Consider the following 21,336-nt stretch of genomic DNA (forward strand, 5'->3'; position numbering starts at 1 on the left):
TCTGCTGAAGCTCCGGGTCATAGTCCGGGCGCTGATTGGCGCTGGCCTGATTGGCGCTGTACTCCCCCCACTGCCTGCACACATACCACAGAGACGCGAAAGCCGGCCCTCTGCACATGCATGCCAGGCCGGCTTTCATCGAGATGCCGCAGGAGGGATATCAAGAGGGATATATTGACAGTAGACCATCGCCTGCCAATGCCGGCGCTAGCGCATCAAGGTCTCCGCCGGCACCCGCACCCAGCCTTCCATCAGGATACGCGCGCTGCGACTCATCACCGCTTCACTGACGGTCCACTCGCCCTCGCCTTGCTGGCCATCACTGACCTGGCCTGCCTCTGTCTGCCGATGGGCACTCGCGCCGACCCTGAGCGTGCCGGAGGGGTGTCCGAAGCACACCGAGTCACGCGCCGCGCCAGCCTGCCCGGCCCCAGACTCAGCCTCGGCTCCGCCATCGGCGGCAAGATTGACCAGCGTGCCGGGTACCGCAGCCGCCGCGGCAATGGCGACAGCCGCGGTGCCCATCATGGCGTGGTGCAGCTTGCCCATCGACACGGCGCGAATCAGCACATCGATCTCGCCTGCCTTGATCTCCCGGCCGCTGGAGACGACGTGATCCACCGGCGGCGCCACAAAGGCGACCTTGGGGGTGTGTTGCCGCGTGGCCGCCTCAGCGAGATCATTGATCAGTCCCATGCGCAGTGCGCCGTGGGCGCGCAATGTCTCGAGGCGCGCAAGCGCCTCGCCGTCCGAGTTGATCGCCTCCTGCAGCTCGGTGCCCTGATAGCCGAGGTCGCGTGCATTGACGAAGATGGTCGGGATGCCGGCGTTGATCAGGGTCGCCTGGATCTGCCCGCCAGCGACCACCGATTCCGGCACCTCCAGCGCATCGACCACATTGCCGGTGGGGAACATGCTGCCCTCACCCGCGGCGGGATCGCGGAAGGCGACCGCCACTTCGGCGGCCGGGAAGGTCACGCCATCCAGGGCGAAGTCGCCGGTTTCCTGGACGCGCCCTTCGCACATCGGCACCCGCGCGATGATGGTCTTGGCGATGTTGGCCTGCCAGATGCGCACCTCGGCGATGCCGTCACGCGGCAGGCGCTCGGCCGGCACCAGGCCCTTCTCGATGGCGAAGGGCCCGACCGCCGCCGAGAGGTTGCCGCAGTTGCCGCTCCAGTCGACGAAGGGCGAGTCGATGGAGACCTGGCCGAACAGGTAGTCGACGTCATGATCCGGCTGTTCGCTGCGACTGATGATCACCGTCTTGCTGGTGCTGGAGGTCGCGCTCCCCATGCCGTCGATCTGCTTGGCGTAGGGGTCGGGGCTGCCGATCACGCGCAGCAACAGGGCGTCACGCATCGGGCCCGGCACCTGCGCCGCTTCCGGCAGTTCATCGTGCAGGAAGAACACGCCCTTGCTGGTGCCGCCACGCAGATAGGTGGCGGGAATCCTGAGCTGTGCCTGCTGGCTCATGCCGATACCTCCGCCGCCGTCTCGCCCGGTGCCTGTGAGCTGAGGAAGTCTTCAGCGAAGCGCTGCAGCACACCGCCCGCGGAGTAGATGGAGACCTCCTCACGGGTATCGAGGCGACAGGTGACCGGCACGCGTTCGACCTGGCCTGCCTTGTCGCCGGCGGTGCGCTCGATCACCAGCGTGAGCGCTGCCCCCGGGGCCGGTTCGCCCTCGACGGCGTAGATCTCGCTGCCATCCAGCGCCAGCGTCTTGCGTGTGGTACCGGCGGCGAACTGCAACGGCATCACGCCCATGCCGACCAGATTGGTGCGGTGGATACGCTCGAAGCCTTCCGCGACGATGGCCTCGACCCCCGCCAGCCGCACGCCCTTGGCCGCCCAGTCACGCGACGAGCCCTGGCCGTAATCCGCACCCGCGATGATGATCAAGGGCTGCTTGCGCTGCATGTAGGTCTCGATGGCCTCCCACATGCGCACTACCTTGCCTTCCGGCTCCAGACGCGTGAGCGAGCCCTGCTTGACCTCGCGCTTGCCGTCTGCCCCTTCCACCACCGCCATCTCATTGATCAGCTTGGGATTGGCGAAGGTGGCCCGCTGTGCAGTGAGGTGGTCCCCACGGTGGGTGGCGTAGGAATTGAAGTCCTCCTCCGGCAGGCCCATCGCGGCCAGATACTCGCCCGCCGCACTGCTGGCCATGATGGCATTGGAGGGCGACAGGTGATCGGTGGTGATGTTGTCCCCCAGCACCGCCAGTGCCCGCATGCCGGTGAGCGTCGGCGCGCTGGCCAGGCCGCCTTCCCAGTACGGCGGACGACGGATGTAGGTGCTCATCTCGCGCCAGTCATACAGGGGACTGGTGGAGGCATCGCGGTCGTCTCTGGCCTCGAACATCGGGATATAAACCTGACGGAAGTGGTCCGGCTTGACGCTGGAGCCGACGATGGCGTCGATCTCTTCGTCGCTCGGCCACAGGTCCTTGAGCATGATCGGCGAGCCGTCCGGCGCATGCCCCAGCACGTCCTTCTCGATATCGAAGCGGATGGTGCCGGCGATGGCGTAGGCGACCACCAGCGGCGGCGAGGCCAGGAAAGCCTGCTTGGCGTAGGGATGGATACGGCCATCGAAGTTGCGATTGCCGGACAGCACGGCGGTGGAATAGAGATCGCGCTCGATGATTTCCTGCTGGATCGCCGGGTCCAGCGCACCGCTCATGCCGTTGCAGGTGGTGCAGGCGAAGCCGACGATGCCGAAGCCGAGCTGCTCGAGTTCCGGCAGCAGTTCCGCTTCTTCCAGATACAGCTGCACCGCCTTGGAGCCCGGCGCCAGCGAGGTCTTGACCCACGGCTTGCGCGTCAGTCCCAGCGCATTGGCGCGCCGAGCCAGCAACCCTGCGGCGATGACGTTGCGCGGGTTGGAAGTATTGGTGCAGCTGGTGATGGCGGCGATGATCACCGCGCCATCCGGCATCAGATCACGCCCGTCCTCGTCCTGTTCATGCTCGACCACGCCGGAGATGCCGCGCGCGGCCAGCTCGCTGGTCGGCACGCGACTGTGCGGATTGGAGGGCCCCGCCAGGGTGCGCACCACCGAGGACAGATCGAAGGTCAGCTCGCGCTCATATTCCACCGCGCCCTCGATATGGCCGGCCTCATCTGCCCACAGGCCAGTCTCGCGTGCGTAACGCTCGACCAGCGCGATGTTCTCCGGCTCGCGGCCGGTCAGGGCCAGGTAATCCAGCGTCTGCTGGTCGATGTAGAACATCGCCGCCGTGGCGCCGTACTCCGGCGTCATGTTGGAGATGGTGGCGCGATCACCCAGCGTCAGGCTGGCCGCGCCTTCGCCGAAGAATTCCAGATAGGAGGAGACGACCTTCTCGGCGCGCAGGAATTCGGTCAACGCCAGCACGATATCGGTGGCGGTGATGCCCGGCTGCGGGCGCCCGGTGAGGCGCACGCCGATGATGTCGGGCAGGCGCATGTAGGAGGCACGCCCCAGCATCACGCTCTCGGCCTCCAGCCCACCGACGCCGACGGCGATCACGCCCAGCGCATCGACATGTGGCGTGTGGCTGTCGGTGCCCACCAGGGTATCCGGGAAGGCGACCTGATGGCCCTTTTCATCGGCGCGCGACTCGATCACCGGCGACATCCGCTCCAGATTGATCTGGTGCATGATGCCGTTGCCCGGCGGGATCACGTCGATGTTCTCGAAGGCCTGACGGGTCCAGTCGATGAAGTGGAAGCGGTCCTCGTTGCGACGCTCCTCGATGGCGCGGTTCTTGGCGAAGGCGTCCTTGTCGAAGCCGGCGTGCTCCACCGCCAGCGAGTGGTCGACGATCAACTGGGTCGGCACCACCGGATTGACCTTGGCCGGGTCTCCGCCGCGCTCGGCGATGGCATCGCGCAGACCGGCCAGATCCACCAGCGCGGTCTGACCGAGGATGTCATGACACACGACGCGCGCGGGGTACCACGGGAAATCGAGATCACGCCGACGCTCGATCAATTGCACGAGGCTGTCACGCAGCTGATCCGGCGGGCAGCGGCGCACCAGGTTCTCGGCCAGTACGCGTGAGGTATAGGGCAGACCGGCGTAGGCGCCGGGGGCGATGTCTTCCACGGCGGCACGCGCATCGAAGTAGTCGACCGGGGTACCCGGTGACGCCGTGCCAGGCAGGGGTTTGCGATACTCGGTATTCATGGGCATCCGGACTCATCAGGCGATCAGGAAAACGATCGGCCAGCACGCTGACTGGCCGAGGAAAGGGTCAGTCGCGCTGCTCGATGGGCAGCCAGTCGCAATGCTCCGGGCCGGTGTAATCGGCGCTCGGGCGGATGATGCGATTGTTGGCGCGTTGCTCGAAGACATGCGCCGCCCAGCCGGTCAGGCGTGAACAGACGAAGATCGGCGTGAACAGCTTGGTGGGAATGCCCATGAAGTGATAGGCGCTGGCGTGGAAGAAGTCGGCGTTGCAGAACAGCTTCTTCTCGCGCCACATCACGGCTTCGACGCACTCGGAGACGGCGTAGAGCTGCGTATCGCCCACATCGTCCGCCAGCTTGCGAGACCACTCCTTGATGATGGCATTGCGCGGGTCACGCTCACGGTAGATGGCGTGGCCGAAGCCCATGATCTTCTCGCGGCGTTCCAGCATGCCGAGAATCTCGCGCTCGGCTTCCTCCGGTGAGCGCCAGTGCTCGATCATCGCCATCGCCGCCTCGTTGGCACCGCCATGCAGCGGTCCGCGCAGCGAGCCGATGGCTGCCGTCACGCAGGAGTGCAGGTCAGACAGCGTCGAGGCGCAGACACGTGCGGTGAAGGTCGAGGCATTGAATTCGTGCTCGGCATAGAGGATCAGCGAGGTATTCATCACCGCAGCATGCAACTCGCTGGGGGCTTCGCCATGCAATAGGTGCAGGAAGTGCGCGCCGATGGAGTCATCATCGGTCTCGGTGTCGATGCGCACGCCATCATGACTGAAGCGATACCAGTAATTGATGATCGACGGGAACACGGCCAGCATGCGGTCGGCCTGATCGGACTGCTCCTCGAAGCTCTCTTCGGTCTCCAGATTGCCGAGCATCGAACACCCGGTACGCATCACATCCATCGGGTGAGCGCTGGCCGGAATCTGCTCAAGCACCGCCTTCAAGGCGTCCGGCAGACCCCGCAACCCCTTGAGGCGCGCAATGTAGGCATCCAGCTCCGCCTGATTGGGCAACTTGCCCTTGAGAAGCAGATAGGCAACTTCCTCGAAGGCTGCGTGACTGGCGAGGTCTTCCAGGTCGTAACCGCGATAGCGCAGACCGGAACCGGACTTGCCGACGGTGCACAGCGCCGTCTCACCGGCACTCTGGCCGCGTAGACCACTGGGGGCGCTGGTGCTCGAAGTAGCGGTGGTCGGGTTGGCGATGGTATCTGACATGGCGTGATCTCCTTGGCAGTGACGTCATTGAGTTGTTCTTTTTCTTGTAGGGCATAAAGCGTCAAGCCCCTCGCCGGCCAGGCGTCTGCCAGCGAGGGAGAAACGATCGGGCCGAGAGTGCCGGCCCGTGAAGCCGATGACCTCCAGAGGCGAGACATGGCGTCCGTCTCGAGCGTCTGGCATCAATCCTTGCGGCTTTCGGCCTCGAACAGGGTGTCCAGCTTCTGCTCGAAGGTGTGGTAATCGAGGAAGTCGTAGAGCTCCATGCGGGTCTGCATGTCGTCGACGACATCCTTCTGATCACCCTTGTCGTGGATGTTCTGGTAGACCTTGAGGGCGGCGGCGTTCATGGCGCGGAAGGCAGACAGCGGATAGAGCACCATCCGGCAGCCGACATCGCCCAGCTCGCGCTGGTTGAACAGCGGCGTGGCGCCGAATTCGGTGATGTTGGCCAGGATCGGCGCGTCGACGCCCTCACAGAAGGCACGGTAGTCCTCGAGGGTATGCACCGCCTCGGCGAAGATGGCGTCGGCACCGGCTTCGACACAGGCGTTGGCACGTGCGACGGCGGCTTCGAGCCCTTCCTTCTGGAAGGCATCGGTGCGCGCGATCAGATAGAAGCTGTCATCACGACGCGCATCGGCAGCGGCCTTGATGCGATCGACCATCTCCTGGCTGGAGACGATGGCCTTGTTGGGACGGTGTCCACAACGCTTCTGGGCGACCTGGTCCTCCAGGTGCACGGCAGCCACGCCGGCGCGCTCCATCTCCTGAATGGTGCGCGCGATGTTGAAGGCGCCACCCCAGCCGGTATCGATGTCCACCAGCAGCGGAAGCTCGCTGGCGGCGGTGATGCGACGCGCATCTTCCAGCACGTCATTCATGCTGGTCATGCCCAGATCCGGCAGACCGTAGGAGGCATTGGCCACGCCACCACCGGACAGGTAGATCGCCTGATGCCCGACGCGCTCGGCCATGATGGCGGTGTAGGCATTGATGGTGCCGACGATGGGCAGCGGACGATTGGCCTCCAGCGCCGCGCGGAAGCGGGCACCGGGGCTTGGCAGGGCGGTGGAACTCAGATGGCGTGACATGACATCTCCCGGGCTGGGCCCATGACGGGGTTGGAATTGTTCGGTCGGTTCAAGTCGTGAGCGGTGCGTCAGCTCACTCTTCGCCCTGCTCCTGCTTGAGCGTGGCGGCATAGCGGCGGGCGACGTTCTCCCGCGAGGCGCTGACATGGCGGCGCATCAGCAACTCCGCCAGTTCCTCATCGCCGGACTCGATGGCATCGACGATGCGATGATGCTCGACGAAGGCCTTCTGCGGGCGTGATCCACTGGCGCTGAACTGGGTGCGGTACATTCGTACCAGGTAATAGAGGTCATCACAGAGAATCGTCATCAGCATGTGGTTGTGGCTGCCGAGCACGATCTGATAGTGGAAATCGAGGTCGCCTTCCTTCTGGAAGTAGGCGGTACCGGTCTTGAGGTCCGACTGCTGTTCGTGGGTCTTGAGCACGCTGCGCAGCCGCGCGACCTCTTCCTGTGTCATGTGGCGTGCGGCCAGACGGGCGGCCATGCTTTCCAGTGCCTCACGCACATCGAACAGCTCCAGCAGCTCGGTCATCGAGAGCTTGACCACCCGCGCGCCGACGTGGGGCACGCGCTCGATCAGACGATGGACCTCGAGGCGGCGCATGGCCTCGCGCAGCGGTCCGCGCGAGATCCCGTAGGCCTGAGCCAGGCCGGGCTCGGTGATCTTGCTGCCCGGTGCCAGCTCGCCACGCACGATGGCGTCCTGCAATTGATGGAAGACACGCTCGGCCAGGGTGCGCACCTCAGGGGTCGCTGCCGTCGCGGAAGCGGTGTGACCTGCCTGCTCGGCAGTCGCGCCGCGCGCAAGGCTTCGAGCGGTGGTGGCATTGTGAAAGGCATCGGTGGTCATGGCGGTCAGGCAATCCGGCTGGCAAGGGACAGAGGCAAGGCAATGGCGGCGAGGGACTTTCAGCACCATTGTCGACAATCATTCACTGAATGCCAGACTAGCCAGCGCGCCTGTGTGGGTCAAGATGCAATCCGCCAAATCCTCTACACCTTTGGCGTTAGATTTAGCCGAAGCTGAGCTCCGCGCCGATACGGCGGGGTTTCTGGAAGGGCAGCGAATGATCGGTGCCGGGGATTTCCAGCGATTGCCAGCCCGGATGACGTTCGGCCAGCAGCGCATGATAGTCACGCAGGGTCGTGGGGCTCTTGCCACCGACCATGCTGCGTACCTCGCCGCCTGCCGCCAGCACGTCAGCCAGCAGGGCCTCGCGGTCAATCTCGCGCACGGCATGCGTGACACAGTCCAGGGCATTGGCGAAGCCCAGATGGCGATGCGCCAGACGCGCCACCATCATGCGCTCGGCACGCGGGTTGCGCGTGCGATGCGGGGAAATGAGGTCGAGGAACGCGGTGATCCCCGCCTCGGGGCTTGCCGCCTCGCGCATCGCATGCGCCGCCTCGGCGTAGCCATCGCGTACCTGGATCATGGTGGCGTGGCATTCGCGCTCCAGCAGTGCCGGTTCCAGCAGGCTGATGTCGCCGACCTTCACCTCCGGGCGCTCGGCGCGCAGACGCTGGACAAGACGCATGGCGACCAGCCCGCCAAAGCTGTAGCCGATCAGGTCGAAATGCGTGATGCGCTGCGTCTCGATCAAGGCCATCACATCCTCGACCACCTGCTCGAGGGTGAAGGGAGGTTCACCGCCATCGGGTGACACCGTCTGCCCCATGCCGCGCAGGTCAGGAATGATCAGCTCGTCATGGGCCGTGAGATGCCCGACCAGCGGCGCCCAGGTCAGCGTGCCGGCCACACCCGCGCCGTGCAGCATCAGCAAGCGACGCCCACCATTTGATTCACGACGCGTCAGACGCTGCCAGAAGAGGGTCTGGTCAGGACGTGACAGCAGATGTTGGCCATGTTCGAACTCGGGATGCATGCAGGGCTCCGGTAGGGTGCCAGGGCTGGGCAAGCGACTGGGCAAGAGGACTGGGCGAACGTCAGCACACGCGTCGGGGCAGTCGTCGATGACGGCGCAGGGCGTTCAGAGGCAGGCACCTTAATCAGCGCACGGGAGAACGGCAAGCCAACAAGGACAGCCCCTCATCGGAATCCGCACGCATGGGCGGACAAAACGCGTCTGGATGCCTAGAATGCCCTGTCCGCCAACGGAAGCTGTCATGACCATCTCGCTCGAAATCACTGCCCTGCCCTACGCCCTCGCCGCCGAGGACGAGGCATCCACACTGTCGCGCTTCGCACGCCTGCGTACGCGCCCCGACGCCGTGCTGCTCGACAGCGGCCAGCCTTCACTGGCCGGCGGTCGCTTCGACATCATCAGCAGCGACCCGCTGGCCGTGCTGGAGCAAGGCGCGCATGGCGGCAAGCTCACCGGCCCACTGCCGGAGTCGATGCGTGACCTGAGCCAGTTCAGTGAAGCACTGGAGCGCCTCGCGCGGCTGCCGGTGATCGAGGCCCAGCGCCAGCTGTTGACACTGCTGCCGCAGACGCTGGCGGGCGAAGAGCTCGCCCAGTATGACCTGACAGCCGAGGACCTGCCGTTCATCGCCGGCCTGCTGGGCTACTGGAGCTATGACTTCGGGCGCGCACTCGAGACGTTGCCCGCCACGGCCGAGGACGACATCGCCCTGCCCTGGTCGCGGCTCGGTCTCTACGACTGGGCATTGATCAGTGATCATCAGCGTCAGCAGAGCTGGCTGATCGCCTCATCACAGCGTCGCAAGCAGGTGCTGGAATGGCTGGAGCAACCGGCGCCGAGCAGCGCCGACTTCGCCCTCGACACCCCCTTCGCGCCGCTGCTGGATCGCGCGGGCTACGGCGAACGCTTCCGCCAGGTGATGGAGTATCTGCACGCTGGTGACTGCTACCAGATCAACCTGACCCAGCGCTTTTCCGCCGATTGCAGTGGCGACAGCTGGGATGCCTACCTGCGTCTGCGTCAGGCCACGCCGACGCCCTATGCGGGCTATCTGAGCTGGCAGGACGCCAAGGGCGAGGAGATGGCGATCGTCTCCGTCTCGCCGGAGCGCTTCGTCGAGGTCAATCACCGCGCGGTCGAGACCAAGCCGATCAAGGGCACCCGCGCACGTGGCGCGACACCGGAAGAGGACGCCCGACTGGCCGCCGAGCTGCTGGCCAGTCCCAAGGACCGCGCCGAGAACGTGATGATCGTCGACCTGCTGCGCAATGATCTGGGGCGTGTCTCCGCGCCCGGCAGCGTCAAGGTGCCATCGCTGTGCGCGTTGGAGAGCTACGCCAACGTGCACCATTCCGTCAGCACCATCACCAGCACCCTGGAGGAAGGGCGCGATGCGCTGGATCTGCTCGGCGCCGCCTTCCCCGGTGGCTCCATCACCGGCGCGCCCAAGATCCGCGCCATGCAGATCATCGAGGAGCTGGAGCCGGTTCGCCGCAGCGCCTATTGCGGCAGCCTCGGCTACCTGGACATCCGCGGGCACATGGATACCTCGATCGCGATCCGCACGGCGGTGATCGCCGAGGGCCAGGTACACCTGTGGGGCGGCGGCGGCCTGGTCGCCGATTCCGAGGAAGAGGCCGAATACCGCGAAAGCCTGGCCAAGATCCAGCGCCTGATGGAAGCGCTCGGCTGACAGGCGGCGTTATAAGCCGTCATGAGCGCCATAACTCGATGGCATATAACGATCGAACGAATTCGTATTGGGGAAGCAGTGCCCGCCTTTGATAGGGTAGGCGCATTCCTGCACGTCTCCTTGAGCGCTACTCGCCTCTGCTGATGGCCTTTCCTGGCCATTGATCAGCCCTGCGCCCCGCTCCATCGGACGTGCCCTCGTTCTGGAGACTCCTCATGTCCGATACCTTCGATCTCGCCCGCATCAATGCCGAATTCGGCAACGACCCCGAAGCCCTGACTCGCTGGGCTCTGTCGCTGGACAAGCACGCCATCTGCACCACCAACTTCCGCCCCTTCGAGGCGGTGATCCTGCACATGGTGACGCGCTTCCGTCCTGACATCCCCATCGTGTGGATGGACAACGGCTACAACACCGATGCCACCTATCGTTTCGCCGATGAGGTGACGCGCAAGCTGAATCTGAATCGCATCATCTATCTGCCGCAGCGTACCCGCGCGCACCGTGAAGCCGTCGATGGCCTCACGCCGCATATCGATGACCCGCGCCACGAAGCCTTCACCCGTGAAGTGAAGCTCGAGCCCTTCGAGCGTGCCCTGCGTGAGCTGAACCCCGAGATGTGGTTCACCGCCGTGCGCGCCAGTGACACCGCCTTCCGTGCCGGCATGCAGCCGGTCTCGCTGAACGGAGATGGCCTGATCAAGGTCGCACCGGTGCTCCACTGGTCCTCCAAGCAGATGCACGAGTATCTGGTCGCCCACGACCTGCCCAACGAGTTCGACTACGTCGACCCGACCAAGGCGGAAGACAACCGTGAGTGTGGCCTGCACCTGGCGCACTGATCAGCGCACCGGCAGCTCGATATCGTGGAAGATCTCGTGCTCGTGGCGCGGGCCGGCGGCCAGTGCCGCCTCGACACGATCGCGTGTCAGGTGCGGCGCGAAGCGTTCGACGAATTCGAACATGTAGCTGCGCATGAAGGTGCCGCGACGAATGCCGATCTTGGTCGTCGAGCTGTCGAAGAGATGCGTCGCATCCAGCGCCACCAGGTCCTCGTCCGCCACCTCGTCCACCGCCATGTGCGCGACGATGCCGATGCCCATGCCCAGGCGCACATAGGTCTTGATGACATCGGCATCCGAGGCGGTCAGCACGACATTGGGTGCCAGGCCATGTGACTTGAAAGCATCATCCAGCTGGCTGCGCCCGGTGAAGCCATAGGTGTAGGTGACCAGCGCATAGCTGGCCAGTGTCTCGAGGGTCAGCTCCTCGCCATTGGCCAGCGGATGATTCTTCGGCACCAGCACGCAGCGATTCCAGCGGTAGCACGGCAGCAGGATGAGGTCGTTGAACAGCTCCAGCGACTCGGTGCAGATGGCGAAATCGGCCTGCCCCTCACTGACCATGTTGGCGATCTGCTTCGGGGTGCCCTGCTGCATGTGCAACGCGACATCCGGGTACTTGCGCGTGAAATCGGCGATTACCGGCGGCAGGGCATAGCGTGCCTGGGTGTGGGTGGTGGCGATCGCCAGACTGCCACGGCGATCATCGCTGTGTTCCTGCGCGACATGCTTGATGTTCTCCACCGTACGCAGCACCTGGCTTGCCAGCTCGACGATCGACTCACCCGCCGGCGTCACGCGCGTCAGATGCTTGCCACTGCGCGCGAAGATCTCGACGCCCAGCTCATCCTCCAGCAGACGAATCTGCTTGGAGATCCCCGGCTGTGAGGTATAGAGGCTCTGAGCGGTCGCTGACACGTTCAGATTGTGTCGGGTCACTTCCCAGATGTAACGCAACTGCTGGAGTTTCATGCGACTTCACTCTCCTGAGAAGCCCCGTCGACGCGGGAGAGCGCGACAGTGGCCCGGACATGGCCGTTCACCCTGCTAAGATGATCGGGCGATAAAATCATGAACAATGATTCCTTTCGGGAATATACAGTCAAGAGTAGATTGACGGCAGTAACCTGACAAGGGGTAGACAAGGGATGGATGTCACACAGCTGCTGCTATACGTACTGGCAGGCGCCGGAGTGGGCTTTGCGGTCGGTGTCACCGGCGTGGGCGGTGGCTCACTGATGACACCGCTGCTATTGATGTTCGGCTTTCCGCCGCATGTCGCGGTCGGTACCGATCTGCTTTACGCCGCCATCACCAAGGCCGGCGGTGCCTTCGCGCACCATCGCCAGGGGCATGTGGACTGGACCATCACCCGTCGCCTGGCCCTGGGCTCCATCCCCGCCGCGCTGGTGACCATCGGCGTGCTGCATGCCTTCTTCACGGACCCCACCGCCTACGCAGGCCTGATCAAGGGCATGCTGGGCGTGATGTTGATCCTCACCGCCGGCGTGCTGCTGTTCAAGAAACGCCTGTTGGGCCTGATCAGTCCGGAAAGCTTCATCGTGCGGCATGCGGCACCGCTGACCGTGCTGTCGGGCATCGTGCTGGGCGTATGCGTCACCCTGTCCTCCGTCGGCGCCGGTGCCTTCGGGGCGGCCGTGCTGATCATGCTGTTCCCGCTTCTGAGCACCGCACGCATCGTCGGCACCGATATCGCCCACGCCGTGCCACTGACACTGGTCGCAGGCCTGGGGCATCTATGGCTGGGCAATGTCGATTTCCTGCTGCTCGGCGCATTGCTGGTCGGCTCCCTGCCTGCCATCAGCCTTGGCGCACGCCTGACGCGCCACATGCCCGGCAGCCTGTTGCAGGGGCTGCTCACCACCCTGCTGCTGGGGCTTGGCATCCGCTACGCCTTCTTCTGACCCCGCCCTTCCTTTGCTGCTGCACGCGTAATCCAGACCAATGTCGCAGCAGGCAATCGTGATTGCCTGCTGCGTGGCTATTCCCTCCAACCAATAAAACAGCTATAAAAATACCAACGATCATAACCCCGTGCTATTGAGTCGATGGACAATGCCCATTTGTCAGTGATGGAAAGTGGCGCTACCATCGGACGCAGCCTGCATGTCCGGCAATGCCGCAGACAGCGAAACGAATCCCCTGGAGAAACAAGATGTCCAATCACGTCGATGTCACCGGCGCCAACTTCGAACAGGAAGTTCTCAACGCTGAAGCCCCGGTACTGCTGAAGTTCTGGGCGCCCTGGTGTGGCCCGTGCAAGATGATGGCGCCGGTCGTCGAGGAAGTCGCCAACGAGAAGGGCGAAGGCCTGAAGATCGTCAACGTCAATGTCGATGACGCACCGGAAATCGCCGCCGAGCAAGGCGTGCGTGGCGTGCCGACCGTGATCCTGTTCAAGTCCGGCGCCAAGGTCGCCTCGCTGGTCGGTGCCCAGTCCAAGGGACAACTGAGCCAGTTCATCGAGCAGAACCTCTAAACCGGTCCGCTCGAAGGTGGCTGCCCCGGCAGTCACCAGACACGAGATGAACACCAGAAGGCCCCGTCACGCTCAACGTGACGGGGCCTTCTGCATTCCTTGCCGACGCGCTATTCCTCCGCCATGCGTCGGCGACGTCGAATGCGTCTGGCGGAGGGTCCCAGCAGGCGTGCCGCCCAGCGCGTGCCCGGGTGCGAGTCGAAGGCGATCTTGAGCGTCATGGTGATCGGCACCGACAACAGCATCCCCACCGGGCCGAACACCCAGCCCCACACCACCAGTGACAGGAAGGCGGCCAGTGTCGACAGCCCCAGCGTCCGCCCCATCACGCGCGGCTCGATCATGTTCCCGAGAATGAAATTGATCGCCAGGTAGCAGCCGCCCAGCATCAACGCCTTGACCGCCCCACCCTCCGGCATCACCAGCGTCAGCAATACTGCCGGCACCGCGGCCAGCGCCGACCCGATATTGGGAATGTAGTTGAGGCAGAAGGCCAGCGTGGCCCACAGGAAGGCGAACTCCACATCCAGTGCCAGACAGCTGATGCCGACCAGCGCACCGGTCACCAGACTGATCAACGTCTTGACCGCCAGATAACGTCGCAGCGTCAACGAGAACAGCGTAAAGCGGCGCAGGCTGACATGCGGGCTGCGCAGAGTGGTGATCAGCTTGTCGCGCAGCGACAGGGCTTCGTACAACAGGAAGGTGGCCGTCAGCACGATGATGACACTGGAAGACAGCAGACCGCCCAGCCCGGTGAGCAGGTTGGGCACCCATTGCGTCAGCGATGCCGGATCCACCAGCTCACTGAAGCGCGCCGGCGCGATGGAGACGCCGTGGCCTGCCAGCCATTCCAGCATGCTCTGATACTGCTCCCGCAGACTTTCCTCCAGCTTGGGCATCTCATCGCTGAACAGGGTGAAGCGTGAGACCAGCAAGGCCGCCAGCGAGGAAAACAGGATGCAGACCGTCAGGATGACGATGGGCACCCCGAAACGCTGGCCGATGCCGTGTCGGGCCAGCCAGCGCACCGGCGCATCACAGACCGCCGCGACAAACACCGCCATCAGCAGGGGGACCACCAGGTCTGCCGCCATCTTGAGGCCACCGATGATCACCACCAGCGCGGCCATGCCGACCAGCAGCGGATGGATCTCCAGCGCCTTGCGGACCTTGGGGACATGGCGAGAACGCCCGGAAAGCTCCAGCGCTTCCTGCTGACGCTCGTCTCGCGGCACCTGCATGCGTGCCACGGCCTCCTCGGCGGAAGTGCCTTCGCTGACACTGCTCGGCTCACCCACCATCATGTCATGCGCTCTTCAGGGGTATCGTTAGCCTGCATCCTGCGCCACCTATCCTGTCAGTTACTGCATCAGATCTCGAACCCGCTGCCGAAGCCCTCCACCGCAGGTGCCATCAGCGTCTCGCCGCCGGCACGAATCATCGCGGCATGCCCCTGGGTACGCGGCAGGATGCGCTGGAAGTAGAAGCGTGCGGTATCCAGCTTGGCCTGGTAGAAGGTCGCGTCCCCCGTGCCAGATGCCAGCGCTGCCCTGGCGGTCTCACCGGCACGCGCCCACAGGTAGCCCAGCGTGACGTAACCGGCATACATCAGATAATCGACACTGGCAGCACCGACCGCCTCGCGGTCCTGCATCGCTCCCATGCCCACCGCCATGGTCAGCTCACCCCATTCGCGGTTGAGCTCCGCAAGTGGCGAGGCAAATTCGCTGCCTTCGCTGGCCTGACAGAACTTGTGGATCTCCTTGGTGAAGACCTTGAGCGACTCGCCCTGGCTCATCAGGATCTTGCGTCCCAGCAGGTCCAGCGCCTGGATACCGGTGGTGCCTTCATAGAGCAGCGTGATGCGCGCATCGCGCACGAACTGCTCCATGCCCCACTCCTGGATGAAGCCGTGGCCACCGAACACCTGCACCCCATGGTTGGTCGCCTCGAAGCCGGTCTCGGTCAGGAAGGCCTTGACGATGGGCGTCAGCAGGCCCAACAGCGTGTCGGCACGAGTCTTCTCTTCGCTGTCCGGCGCATTCTCGACAAGATCATTGAGCTGGGCGGCGTACATCACCAGCATGCGTCCGCCCTCGGCGATGGCCTTCTGGGTCAGCAGCATGCGCCGTACGTCCGGGTGCACGATGATCGGGTCGGCTGCCTTCTCCGGCGCCTTGGCCCCCGAGAGAGCTCGCATCTGCAGACGGTCCCGCGCATAGCTCAGCGCATTCTGGAAGCTGGCCTCGGCCAGCGCCACGCCCTGGATGCCCACGCCAAGCCGCGCGGCATTCATCATGGTGAACATGCAGGCCAGCCCCTTGTGCGGCGGGCCGACCAGATAACCGATCGCGGAGTCGAAGTTCATCACGCAGGTCGCGTTGCCGTGAATACCCATCTTGTGCTCGATGGAGCCACAGCTGACACCGTTGCGCTCTCCGGCCTCGCCACTGGCATCCGGCAGGAACTTCGGCACCACGAACAGCGAGATGCCGCGTGAGCCTTCCGGCGCGTCCGGCAACTTGGCCAGCACCAGATGCACGATGTTCTCCGAGAGATCGTGTTCGCCGGCGGAGATGAAGATCTTGGTACCGCTGATGGCGTACCCCTTGCTGCCATCGGCGTCATCCAGTGGCACGGCGCGGGTCTTGATCAGCCCCAGATCCGTGCCACAGTGCGGTTCGGTCAGACACATGGTGCCGGTCCAGCGGCCTTCGACCAGCTTGGTCAGATAGGTCTGCTTGAGCACCTCGCTGCCATGGTGCTCAAGGGCGTTCATCGCGCCATGTGACAACCCCGGATACATGCCCCACGAGAGGTTGGCGGAGGCGACCATTTCCGAGAGCACCATCGCCAGAGACGGCGGCAGGCCCTGGCCACCATGCTCCGGTGAGGCTGCCAGACTCGGCCAACCGCCCTCGACATACTGCTGATAGGCGGCCTTGAAGCCACGCGGCGCCTTCACCTCTCCCCCCTCGAAGGTACAGCCCTCGAGATCGCCCGACTGGTTGAGCGGCGTCAGCACCTCGTTGGCAAAGCGTGCCCCTTCCTCGAGAATCGCGCTGACGATGTCATCACTGGCATCTTCGCCACCCGGCAGGCGGGCGTAATGCGCGGGGTAGTCGAGCAGCTCATTCATCACGAAGCGAATATCGCGCAAGGGCGCCTGATAGTCGGGCATGCTGTACTCCTTGTGCCGTCGCGACGCGGCGGCGATGACCTGACGGCAGGCTCAGGCCATGCGGATGCTGCCGTCGAGACGGATCACTTCCCCATTGAGCATGCCGTTGGTGATGATGTGTTCGGCCAGGCGAGCGAATTCATCGGGCCGCCCCAGGCGCTTGGGAAACGGAACGGCCTCGCACAGCGCCTCGCGAGCAGGCTCCGGAATGCCTGCCATCATCGGTGTCTCGAACACGCCAGGGGCAATCGCCATCACGCGAATGCCGTGACGCGCCAGTTCGCGTGCCATCGGCAGGGTCATGCCTGCCACCCCGGCCTTGGAAGCACTGTAGGCACATTGCCCTATCTGGCCATCGAAGGCCGCGACCGAAGCGGTGTTGAGAATGATGCCGCGCTCTCCGTCTTCCCCCTCGGCCACATTGCGCGCCATGCGGGCCGCCGCGAGACGCGCCACGTTGAAGGTACCGCTCAGATTGATGGCCAGGGTCTTCTCGAACCCTTCCAGCGGCGCCGGTTCCCCCTCGCGATCCACCAGCTTGGCGACGCTCACCACGCCCGCGCAGTGGATCACGCCATGAAGGGCTCCGAAGCTCTGCTCGGCGACATCCAGCGCCGCGCTCACGCTCGCGGAATCGGTGATATCGCAATGACAGAAGCGTGCCGACGCACCGAGTGCCGCGGCATGCTCGCGTGCGGCCTCGGAGATGTCAGCCAGTACGACGCGTCCACCGGCGGCCACCAGACGGTCCGCTGTGGCAGCCCCCAGGCCGGAGGCGGCACCCGTGATCAGGAAGCAGTGCTCGGCAATCTTCATGCGGGTCTCACTCCTCGCGAGCTTCGGCGCGCAGCAGGAATCGCTGGATCTTGCCCGAGGGTGTCTTGGGCAGGTGGTCCACGAAGCTGATCTCGCGGGGATAGCTGTGGCCTGATAGCCGCTGGCGCACTTCGCTGCGTATTGCCTCGGCGAGGGCTTCATCCCCGACATGTCCGTCGCGCAGCACCACGTAGGCCTTGATGATCTCGCCGCGCAGGTCATCCGGCTTGCCGACCGCCGCGGACTCCGCGACGGCGGGATGGGCAAGGATGGCGTTCTCGACATCCGCCGGGCCGACCCGATAACCCGAGGTGGTGATGATGTCGTCGTCACGGCCGGCGAAGGTGAAGCGACCATCAGGCTCCGCGACGACCACATCCCCGGTCAGGTAATAGCCTTCGACACAGGGCTGTTTCTCCTGCCAGGTATAGCCGGAGAAGAAATAGGCGGGGGAATTGGCGATATCCACCGCCAGCACGCCCGGTTCACCGGGCGCAAGCTCCCGGTATTCGGCGTCCAGCACGGCCAGGCGATAGCCGGGCAAGGGGAAGCCGACGCTGCCGATGACCACCTCATGCGCCAGAGCATGATGATTGCAGCAGACCATGCCGACTTCGGTCTGACCGTAGTGATCCATCACCGTGCAGCCAAGCTCACGGGCGACCCAGCCCACCACCTCGGTATTGAGCGGCTCGCCGGCCGAGCTCGCCACGCGCAGCGTCAGGCGCTCGAAGGCCCCCTCCCCGAGCCCGGAGGCCTTGAGCATCCGATAGGCCGTGGGCGCCGCCGCGAAGTTGTCGATGGCGTGGCGCTGCAGGAAGTCCAGCCCGCCCTGCGCGCTGAAGGGAGCTTGCATGAAGTAGGTGGTGGCACCCAGCAACAGAGGTGCCGTGATCCCGTAGTAAAGCCCGTAGGCCCAACCGGGGTCGGCCATGTTCCAGAAGCGCTCGCCGGGTCGCAGATCCACTGCCAGCCGCTGATAGAGCCAGAAGGCCGGCAGCGCATTGAGTGCCACCGCCACCCCCTTGGGCTTGCCGACCGTGCCGGAGGTGAACATCTGCAGAAAGGGCGCATCACTCGGCAATTGTACGGGCGGTTGCGCCAGGGGCTCGCTTTGCATCAGGGCCTGCCAGTCCAGATCCCCCTCATCCAGTGCCTCCCCCTCCCCGCGCACGCAGATGATCGGTGGATGGCTCGCAAGCGCCCTGAACTTGGCACGCTGACCGGACTCGGTGATCACGACACTGGTCTCGGCGCGCGACAGACGGTAGGCGAGCGCATCCGTTCCGAAGGCCGTGAACAGCGGCTGATAGATGGCGCCCAATCGCCAGGTGGCGGCCAGCGCGATCAGAAGCTCAGGCGTACGCGACAGCATGCAGGCCACGCGCTCGCCGGGTCCGACGCCCTGCGCAGCCAGCGCCGTGGCCATGCGAGCACTCTCGAGATCCAGTTCGGCGTAGCTGAGCGTGCGTACCTTGCCATGCTCATCCTCGTGGACCAGAGCGATGCGCTCGCCCTGCCCGGCGCGCAGGTGCCGACCGATGCAGGCGTCAAAGGCATTGCCCATGTGCCCTTGCCCGGAGGACGTCAGGAGTTCATCGCGCAACGCGTCGATGTCGAAATGTTCCAGATACTCGCTCAGCGTCTGGCTGGCAGCCGGTTGCATGGCGGATGAATTCGCAGGTTCGTCAGATGTAGCGACATATGCAGCAGAGGCGGCGCGTGACGTGCGGTTTGTTGTTGTATCGCTTGGCGTCATGGCGTGACTGGCTCCTGAGTGGCGCTCCGGGGCGGATCGAGATGGCTGGGCGTCAGTCCATCTACAGTTAACGTAAACGTCAAGTTAGCGACAAGCCTGTCGTGCGGCAAGCATTGTGGCGCTCGACTGGCCGAAAGTTGCAGACGCCGTGTAACAGACGCCGTGTAACAGACGCTGTGTAGCAGACGCCGTTCGCTCAGGGAAGACGACACAGGCTGTCGACCAGCGCCTCGGCCAGCTCATCCGGGGAACGCTCACCCTCGGGACGGTACCAGCGTACGCTCCAGTTGAGCGCCCCCAGCATGAACTGGCGCAGAAGCAGAGCGTCTCCCTTGAGCAGTCCCGCGTCGACGGCCGCCTCGATGGCGTCGCGCCACAGGGCTTCATACTCGTCACGCAGATGCACGAGATGCTCCCGCGAGGCTTGCTCGAGGCGACGCCATTCGTAGAGCGCCACGACATGCGCATTGCGGTCCGTCAGCAGGGTTTCCAGATGCGCCCGCGCCAATGCCAGCAAGCGATCTCGCGCCTGCTGATGCCGTGATGCGGGGGCTATGCCGGCTTCCAGCCGCGCGAGATGCTCACGCGCGATGGCCAGTGCGCTGAACATGCCCTCCTCGATCACCGCGCACAGGATTTCCTGCTTGTCAGCGAAGTGATGGAACAGGCTGCCGGACTTGATGCCCATTTCCTGGGCCAACATGCGAACGGTGGTGCGATCGAAGCCCTCCTCCACGAACAGACGGGCGGCGATGCGTACCAGCTCCTTGCGACGGGGTGAGGCGGTGGCTACATTCATCGTATAACTAGCGCTTGCTTGGTTTATGGGATTGAATGGATCAAAGCACAGCCACGCAGTGATCACAACGCCGAACGCCACAGGTGATCTTCCAATAACAAGACACTGGAGACCGTCATGACGACCGCTTCCCGCACCACGCCAAGCCCCACCACCGCCGCTGACGACATCGTGATCCTGTCCGGGGCGCGCACGCCGATGGGCGGGTTGCAGGGCTCGCTTTCCAGCCTCAGCGCACCGCAGCTCGCCGCCGTGGCCATCAAGGCCGCCATCGAACGCTCAGGCCTGACACCCGCCGATATCGATGAGGGCATCTTCGGCTGCGTACTGCCGGCAGGCGTCAAGCAAGGCCCGGCACGTCAGGCCATGCGCCAGGCCGGAGTCCCGGACAACATCGGCGCGACCACCATCAACAAGCTGTGCGGTTCCGGCATGAAAGCCACCATGCTCGCGCACGACCTGATCCGTGCCGGCACCAACCGCATCATGCTGGCGGGTGGCATGGAATCGATGTCCAATGCCCCGCACCTGCTCACCCAGGCACGCGGCGGCTATCGCCTCGGACATGGAGAACTGAAGGACCACATGTTCTTCGATGGCCTGGAGGACGCCGAGACCGGCAAGCTGATGGGCGTGTTCGCCCAGGAAGTGGCCGATGCGCGTGGCTACGATCGTCAGCGCATGGATGACTTCGCCATCGAATCACTCAAGCGCGCCATGGCCGCCACCGAGGCCGGCGACATCGCCCCGGAAATCGCGCCGGTGACGGTCAAGAGTCGCAAGGGCGAGAGTCTCGTCGAGCAGGATGAACAACCCTTCCAGGCCAACCTCGACAAGATTCCCACGCTGCGTCCGGTATTTGCCAAGGACGGCACCATCACTGCCGCCAATGCCAGCTCCATCTCTGACGGTGCCTCGGCCCTGGTGCTGACCCGACGTGATGAGGCCGAGCGTCGTGGCCTGGCCGTCAAGGCCCGTATCCTCGGTCACAGCACCCACTCCCAGCACCCCAGCGAATTCACGCTGGCCCCCATCGGGGCCATCGATTCGCTGATGAAGCGACTGGAGTGGACCACCGAGGATGTCGATCTGTTCGAGATCAACGAGGCCTTCGCCGTGGTGACACTGCTGGCGATGGATGCCCACGACATCCCGCACGACAAGGTCAATGTCTTCGGGGGAGCCTGCGCCCAGGGTCACCCGGTGGGCTCCACCGGATCACGCATCATCGTCACCCTGATCAATGCGCTGGAACGGCGCGGCAAGAAGCGCGGCATCGCGGCACTGTGCATCGGCGGCGGTGAGGCCACCGCGATCGCCGTCGAACTGGAAGGCTGAGCCGGGAACGGGGGCTGAGCCG

General features: G+C 64.5%; 17 protein-coding genes. 5 read left to right on the forward strand and 12 right to left on the reverse strand.

Going from position 1 to position 21,336, the window contains the following annotated elements; genetic code table 11:
* Nucleotides 1-207: 207 nt before the first annotated feature.
* The 6 genes from prpF to CU110_RS12845 all read right to left on the reverse strand — a co-directional run bounded on the left by prpF (nucleotide 208) and on the right by CU110_RS12845 (nucleotide 8,383).
* On the reverse strand, nucleotides 208-1,476 hold the full coding sequence (prpF, locus tag CU110_RS12820) for a 2-methylaconitate cis-trans isomerase PrpF (RefSeq protein ID WP_084209279.1): 1,269 nt from the start codon (nucleotides 1,474-1,476) through the stop codon (nucleotides 208-210).
* A complete protein-coding gene (gene acnD, locus CU110_RS12825; protein ID WP_084209806.1) occupies nucleotides 1,473-4,175 on the reverse strand; it encodes a Fe/S-dependent 2-methylisocitrate dehydratase AcnD in 2,703 nt (900 codons plus the stop codon). Before acnD ends, prpF begins: the two co-directional genes overlap by 4 nt.
* A gap of 67 nt (nucleotides 4,176-4,242) precedes the next feature.
* Entirely contained in the window at nucleotides 4,243-5,400 is a 1,158-nt protein-coding gene (prpC, locus tag CU110_RS12830) for a 2-methylcitrate synthase (RefSeq protein WP_084209280.1), read from the reverse strand.
* A gap of 182 nt (nucleotides 5,401-5,582) precedes the next feature.
* Nucleotides 5,583-6,494, reverse strand: a complete 912-nt coding sequence (prpB, locus tag CU110_RS12835; RefSeq protein WP_077379313.1) for a methylisocitrate lyase — start codon at nucleotides 6,492-6,494, stop codon at nucleotides 5,583-5,585.
* 73 nt (nucleotides 6,495-6,567) lie between these two features.
* The gene (locus CU110_RS12840; RefSeq protein WP_084209281.1) at nucleotides 6,568-7,347 is read right to left on the reverse strand and encodes a GntR family transcriptional regulator; all 780 of its coding nucleotides are present in this window, start codon (nucleotides 7,345-7,347) and stop codon (nucleotides 6,568-6,570) included.
* Between the two features lie 163 nt (nucleotides 7,348-7,510).
* Nucleotides 7,511-8,383, reverse strand: a complete 873-nt coding sequence (locus tag CU110_RS12845; protein ID WP_084209282.1) for an alpha/beta hydrolase — start codon at nucleotides 8,381-8,383, stop codon at nucleotides 7,511-7,513.
* 241 nt (nucleotides 8,384-8,624) lie between these two features.
* On the opposite strand from CU110_RS12845, the gene pabB reads away from it, so the two are divergent.
* Entirely contained in the window at nucleotides 8,625-10,076 is a 1,452-nt protein-coding gene (gene pabB / locus CU110_RS12850; protein WP_084209283.1) for an aminodeoxychorismate synthase component I, read from the forward strand.
* A gap of 215 nt (nucleotides 10,077-10,291) precedes the next feature.
* Nucleotides 10,292-10,918, forward strand: a complete 627-nt coding sequence (locus CU110_RS12855) for a phosphoadenosine phosphosulfate reductase family protein (RefSeq protein ID WP_077379306.1) — start codon at nucleotides 10,292-10,294, stop codon at nucleotides 10,916-10,918.
* On the opposite strand, the gene cysB is transcribed toward CU110_RS12855, so the two are convergent.
* A complete protein-coding gene (gene cysB / locus CU110_RS12860) occupies nucleotides 10,919-11,890 on the reverse strand; it encodes an HTH-type transcriptional regulator CysB (RefSeq protein WP_084209284.1) in 972 nt (323 codons plus the stop codon).
* Between the two features lie 176 nt (nucleotides 11,891-12,066).
* On the opposite strand from cysB, the gene CU110_RS12865 reads away from it, so the two are divergent.
* Both CU110_RS12865 and trxA read left to right on the forward strand, forming a co-directional pair.
* Nucleotides 12,067-12,843, forward strand: a complete 777-nt coding sequence (locus CU110_RS12865) for a sulfite exporter TauE/SafE family protein (RefSeq protein ID WP_077379302.1) — start codon at nucleotides 12,067-12,069, stop codon at nucleotides 12,841-12,843.
* Nucleotides 12,844-13,094: 251 nt separating this feature from the next.
* Nucleotides 13,095-13,418: a thioredoxin gene (trxA, locus tag CU110_RS12870; RefSeq protein WP_043333971.1), complete on the forward strand. Its 324-nt coding sequence runs from the start codon at nucleotides 13,095-13,097 to the stop codon at nucleotides 13,416-13,418.
* Between the two features lie 110 nt (nucleotides 13,419-13,528).
* Here trxA and CU110_RS12875 read toward each other — a convergent pair whose 3' ends face one another.
* The 5 genes from CU110_RS12875 to CU110_RS12895 form a co-directional block, all read right to left on the reverse strand.
* Entirely contained in the window at nucleotides 13,529-14,725 is a 1,197-nt protein-coding gene (locus CU110_RS12875) for an AI-2E family transporter (protein WP_240665386.1), read from the reverse strand.
* A 65-nt stretch (nucleotides 14,726-14,790) separates the two neighbouring features.
* The gene (locus CU110_RS12880; RefSeq protein ID WP_084209285.1) at nucleotides 14,791-16,602 is read right to left on the reverse strand and encodes an acyl-CoA dehydrogenase C-terminal domain-containing protein; all 1,812 of its coding nucleotides are present in this window, start codon (nucleotides 16,600-16,602) and stop codon (nucleotides 14,791-14,793) included.
* Between the two features lie 51 nt (nucleotides 16,603-16,653).
* Nucleotides 16,654-17,418 carry an SDR family NAD(P)-dependent oxidoreductase gene (locus CU110_RS12885; RefSeq protein ID WP_084209286.1) on the reverse strand — a complete coding sequence of 255 codons (765 nt, stop codon included), beginning with the start codon at nucleotides 17,416-17,418 and terminating at the stop codon, nucleotides 16,654-16,656.
* Nucleotides 17,419-17,425: 7 nt separating this feature from the next.
* The gene (locus tag CU110_RS12890) at nucleotides 17,426-19,084 is read right to left on the reverse strand and encodes an AMP-binding protein (RefSeq protein WP_084209287.1); all 1,659 of its coding nucleotides are present in this window, start codon (nucleotides 19,082-19,084) and stop codon (nucleotides 17,426-17,428) included.
* Nucleotides 19,085-19,373: 289 nt separating this feature from the next.
* Nucleotides 19,374-19,976, reverse strand: coding sequence for a TetR/AcrR family transcriptional regulator (locus CU110_RS12895; RefSeq protein WP_084209288.1), 603 nt, complete (start codon nucleotides 19,974-19,976; stop codon nucleotides 19,374-19,376).
* A gap of 117 nt (nucleotides 19,977-20,093) precedes the next feature.
* Here CU110_RS12895 and CU110_RS12900 point away from each other — a divergent pair, with 117 nt between their 5' ends.
* A complete protein-coding gene (locus tag CU110_RS12900) occupies nucleotides 20,094-21,314 on the forward strand; it encodes an acetyl-CoA C-acyltransferase (protein ID WP_084209289.1) in 1,221 nt (406 codons plus the stop codon).
* Nucleotides 21,315-21,336 lie beyond the last annotated feature (22 nt).

The sequence above is a fragment of the Cobetia sp. ICG0124 genome, from assembly GCF_004006355.1.
GTDB classification, from domain to species: Bacteria; Pseudomonadota; Gammaproteobacteria; order Pseudomonadales; family Halomonadaceae; genus Cobetia; species Cobetia marina.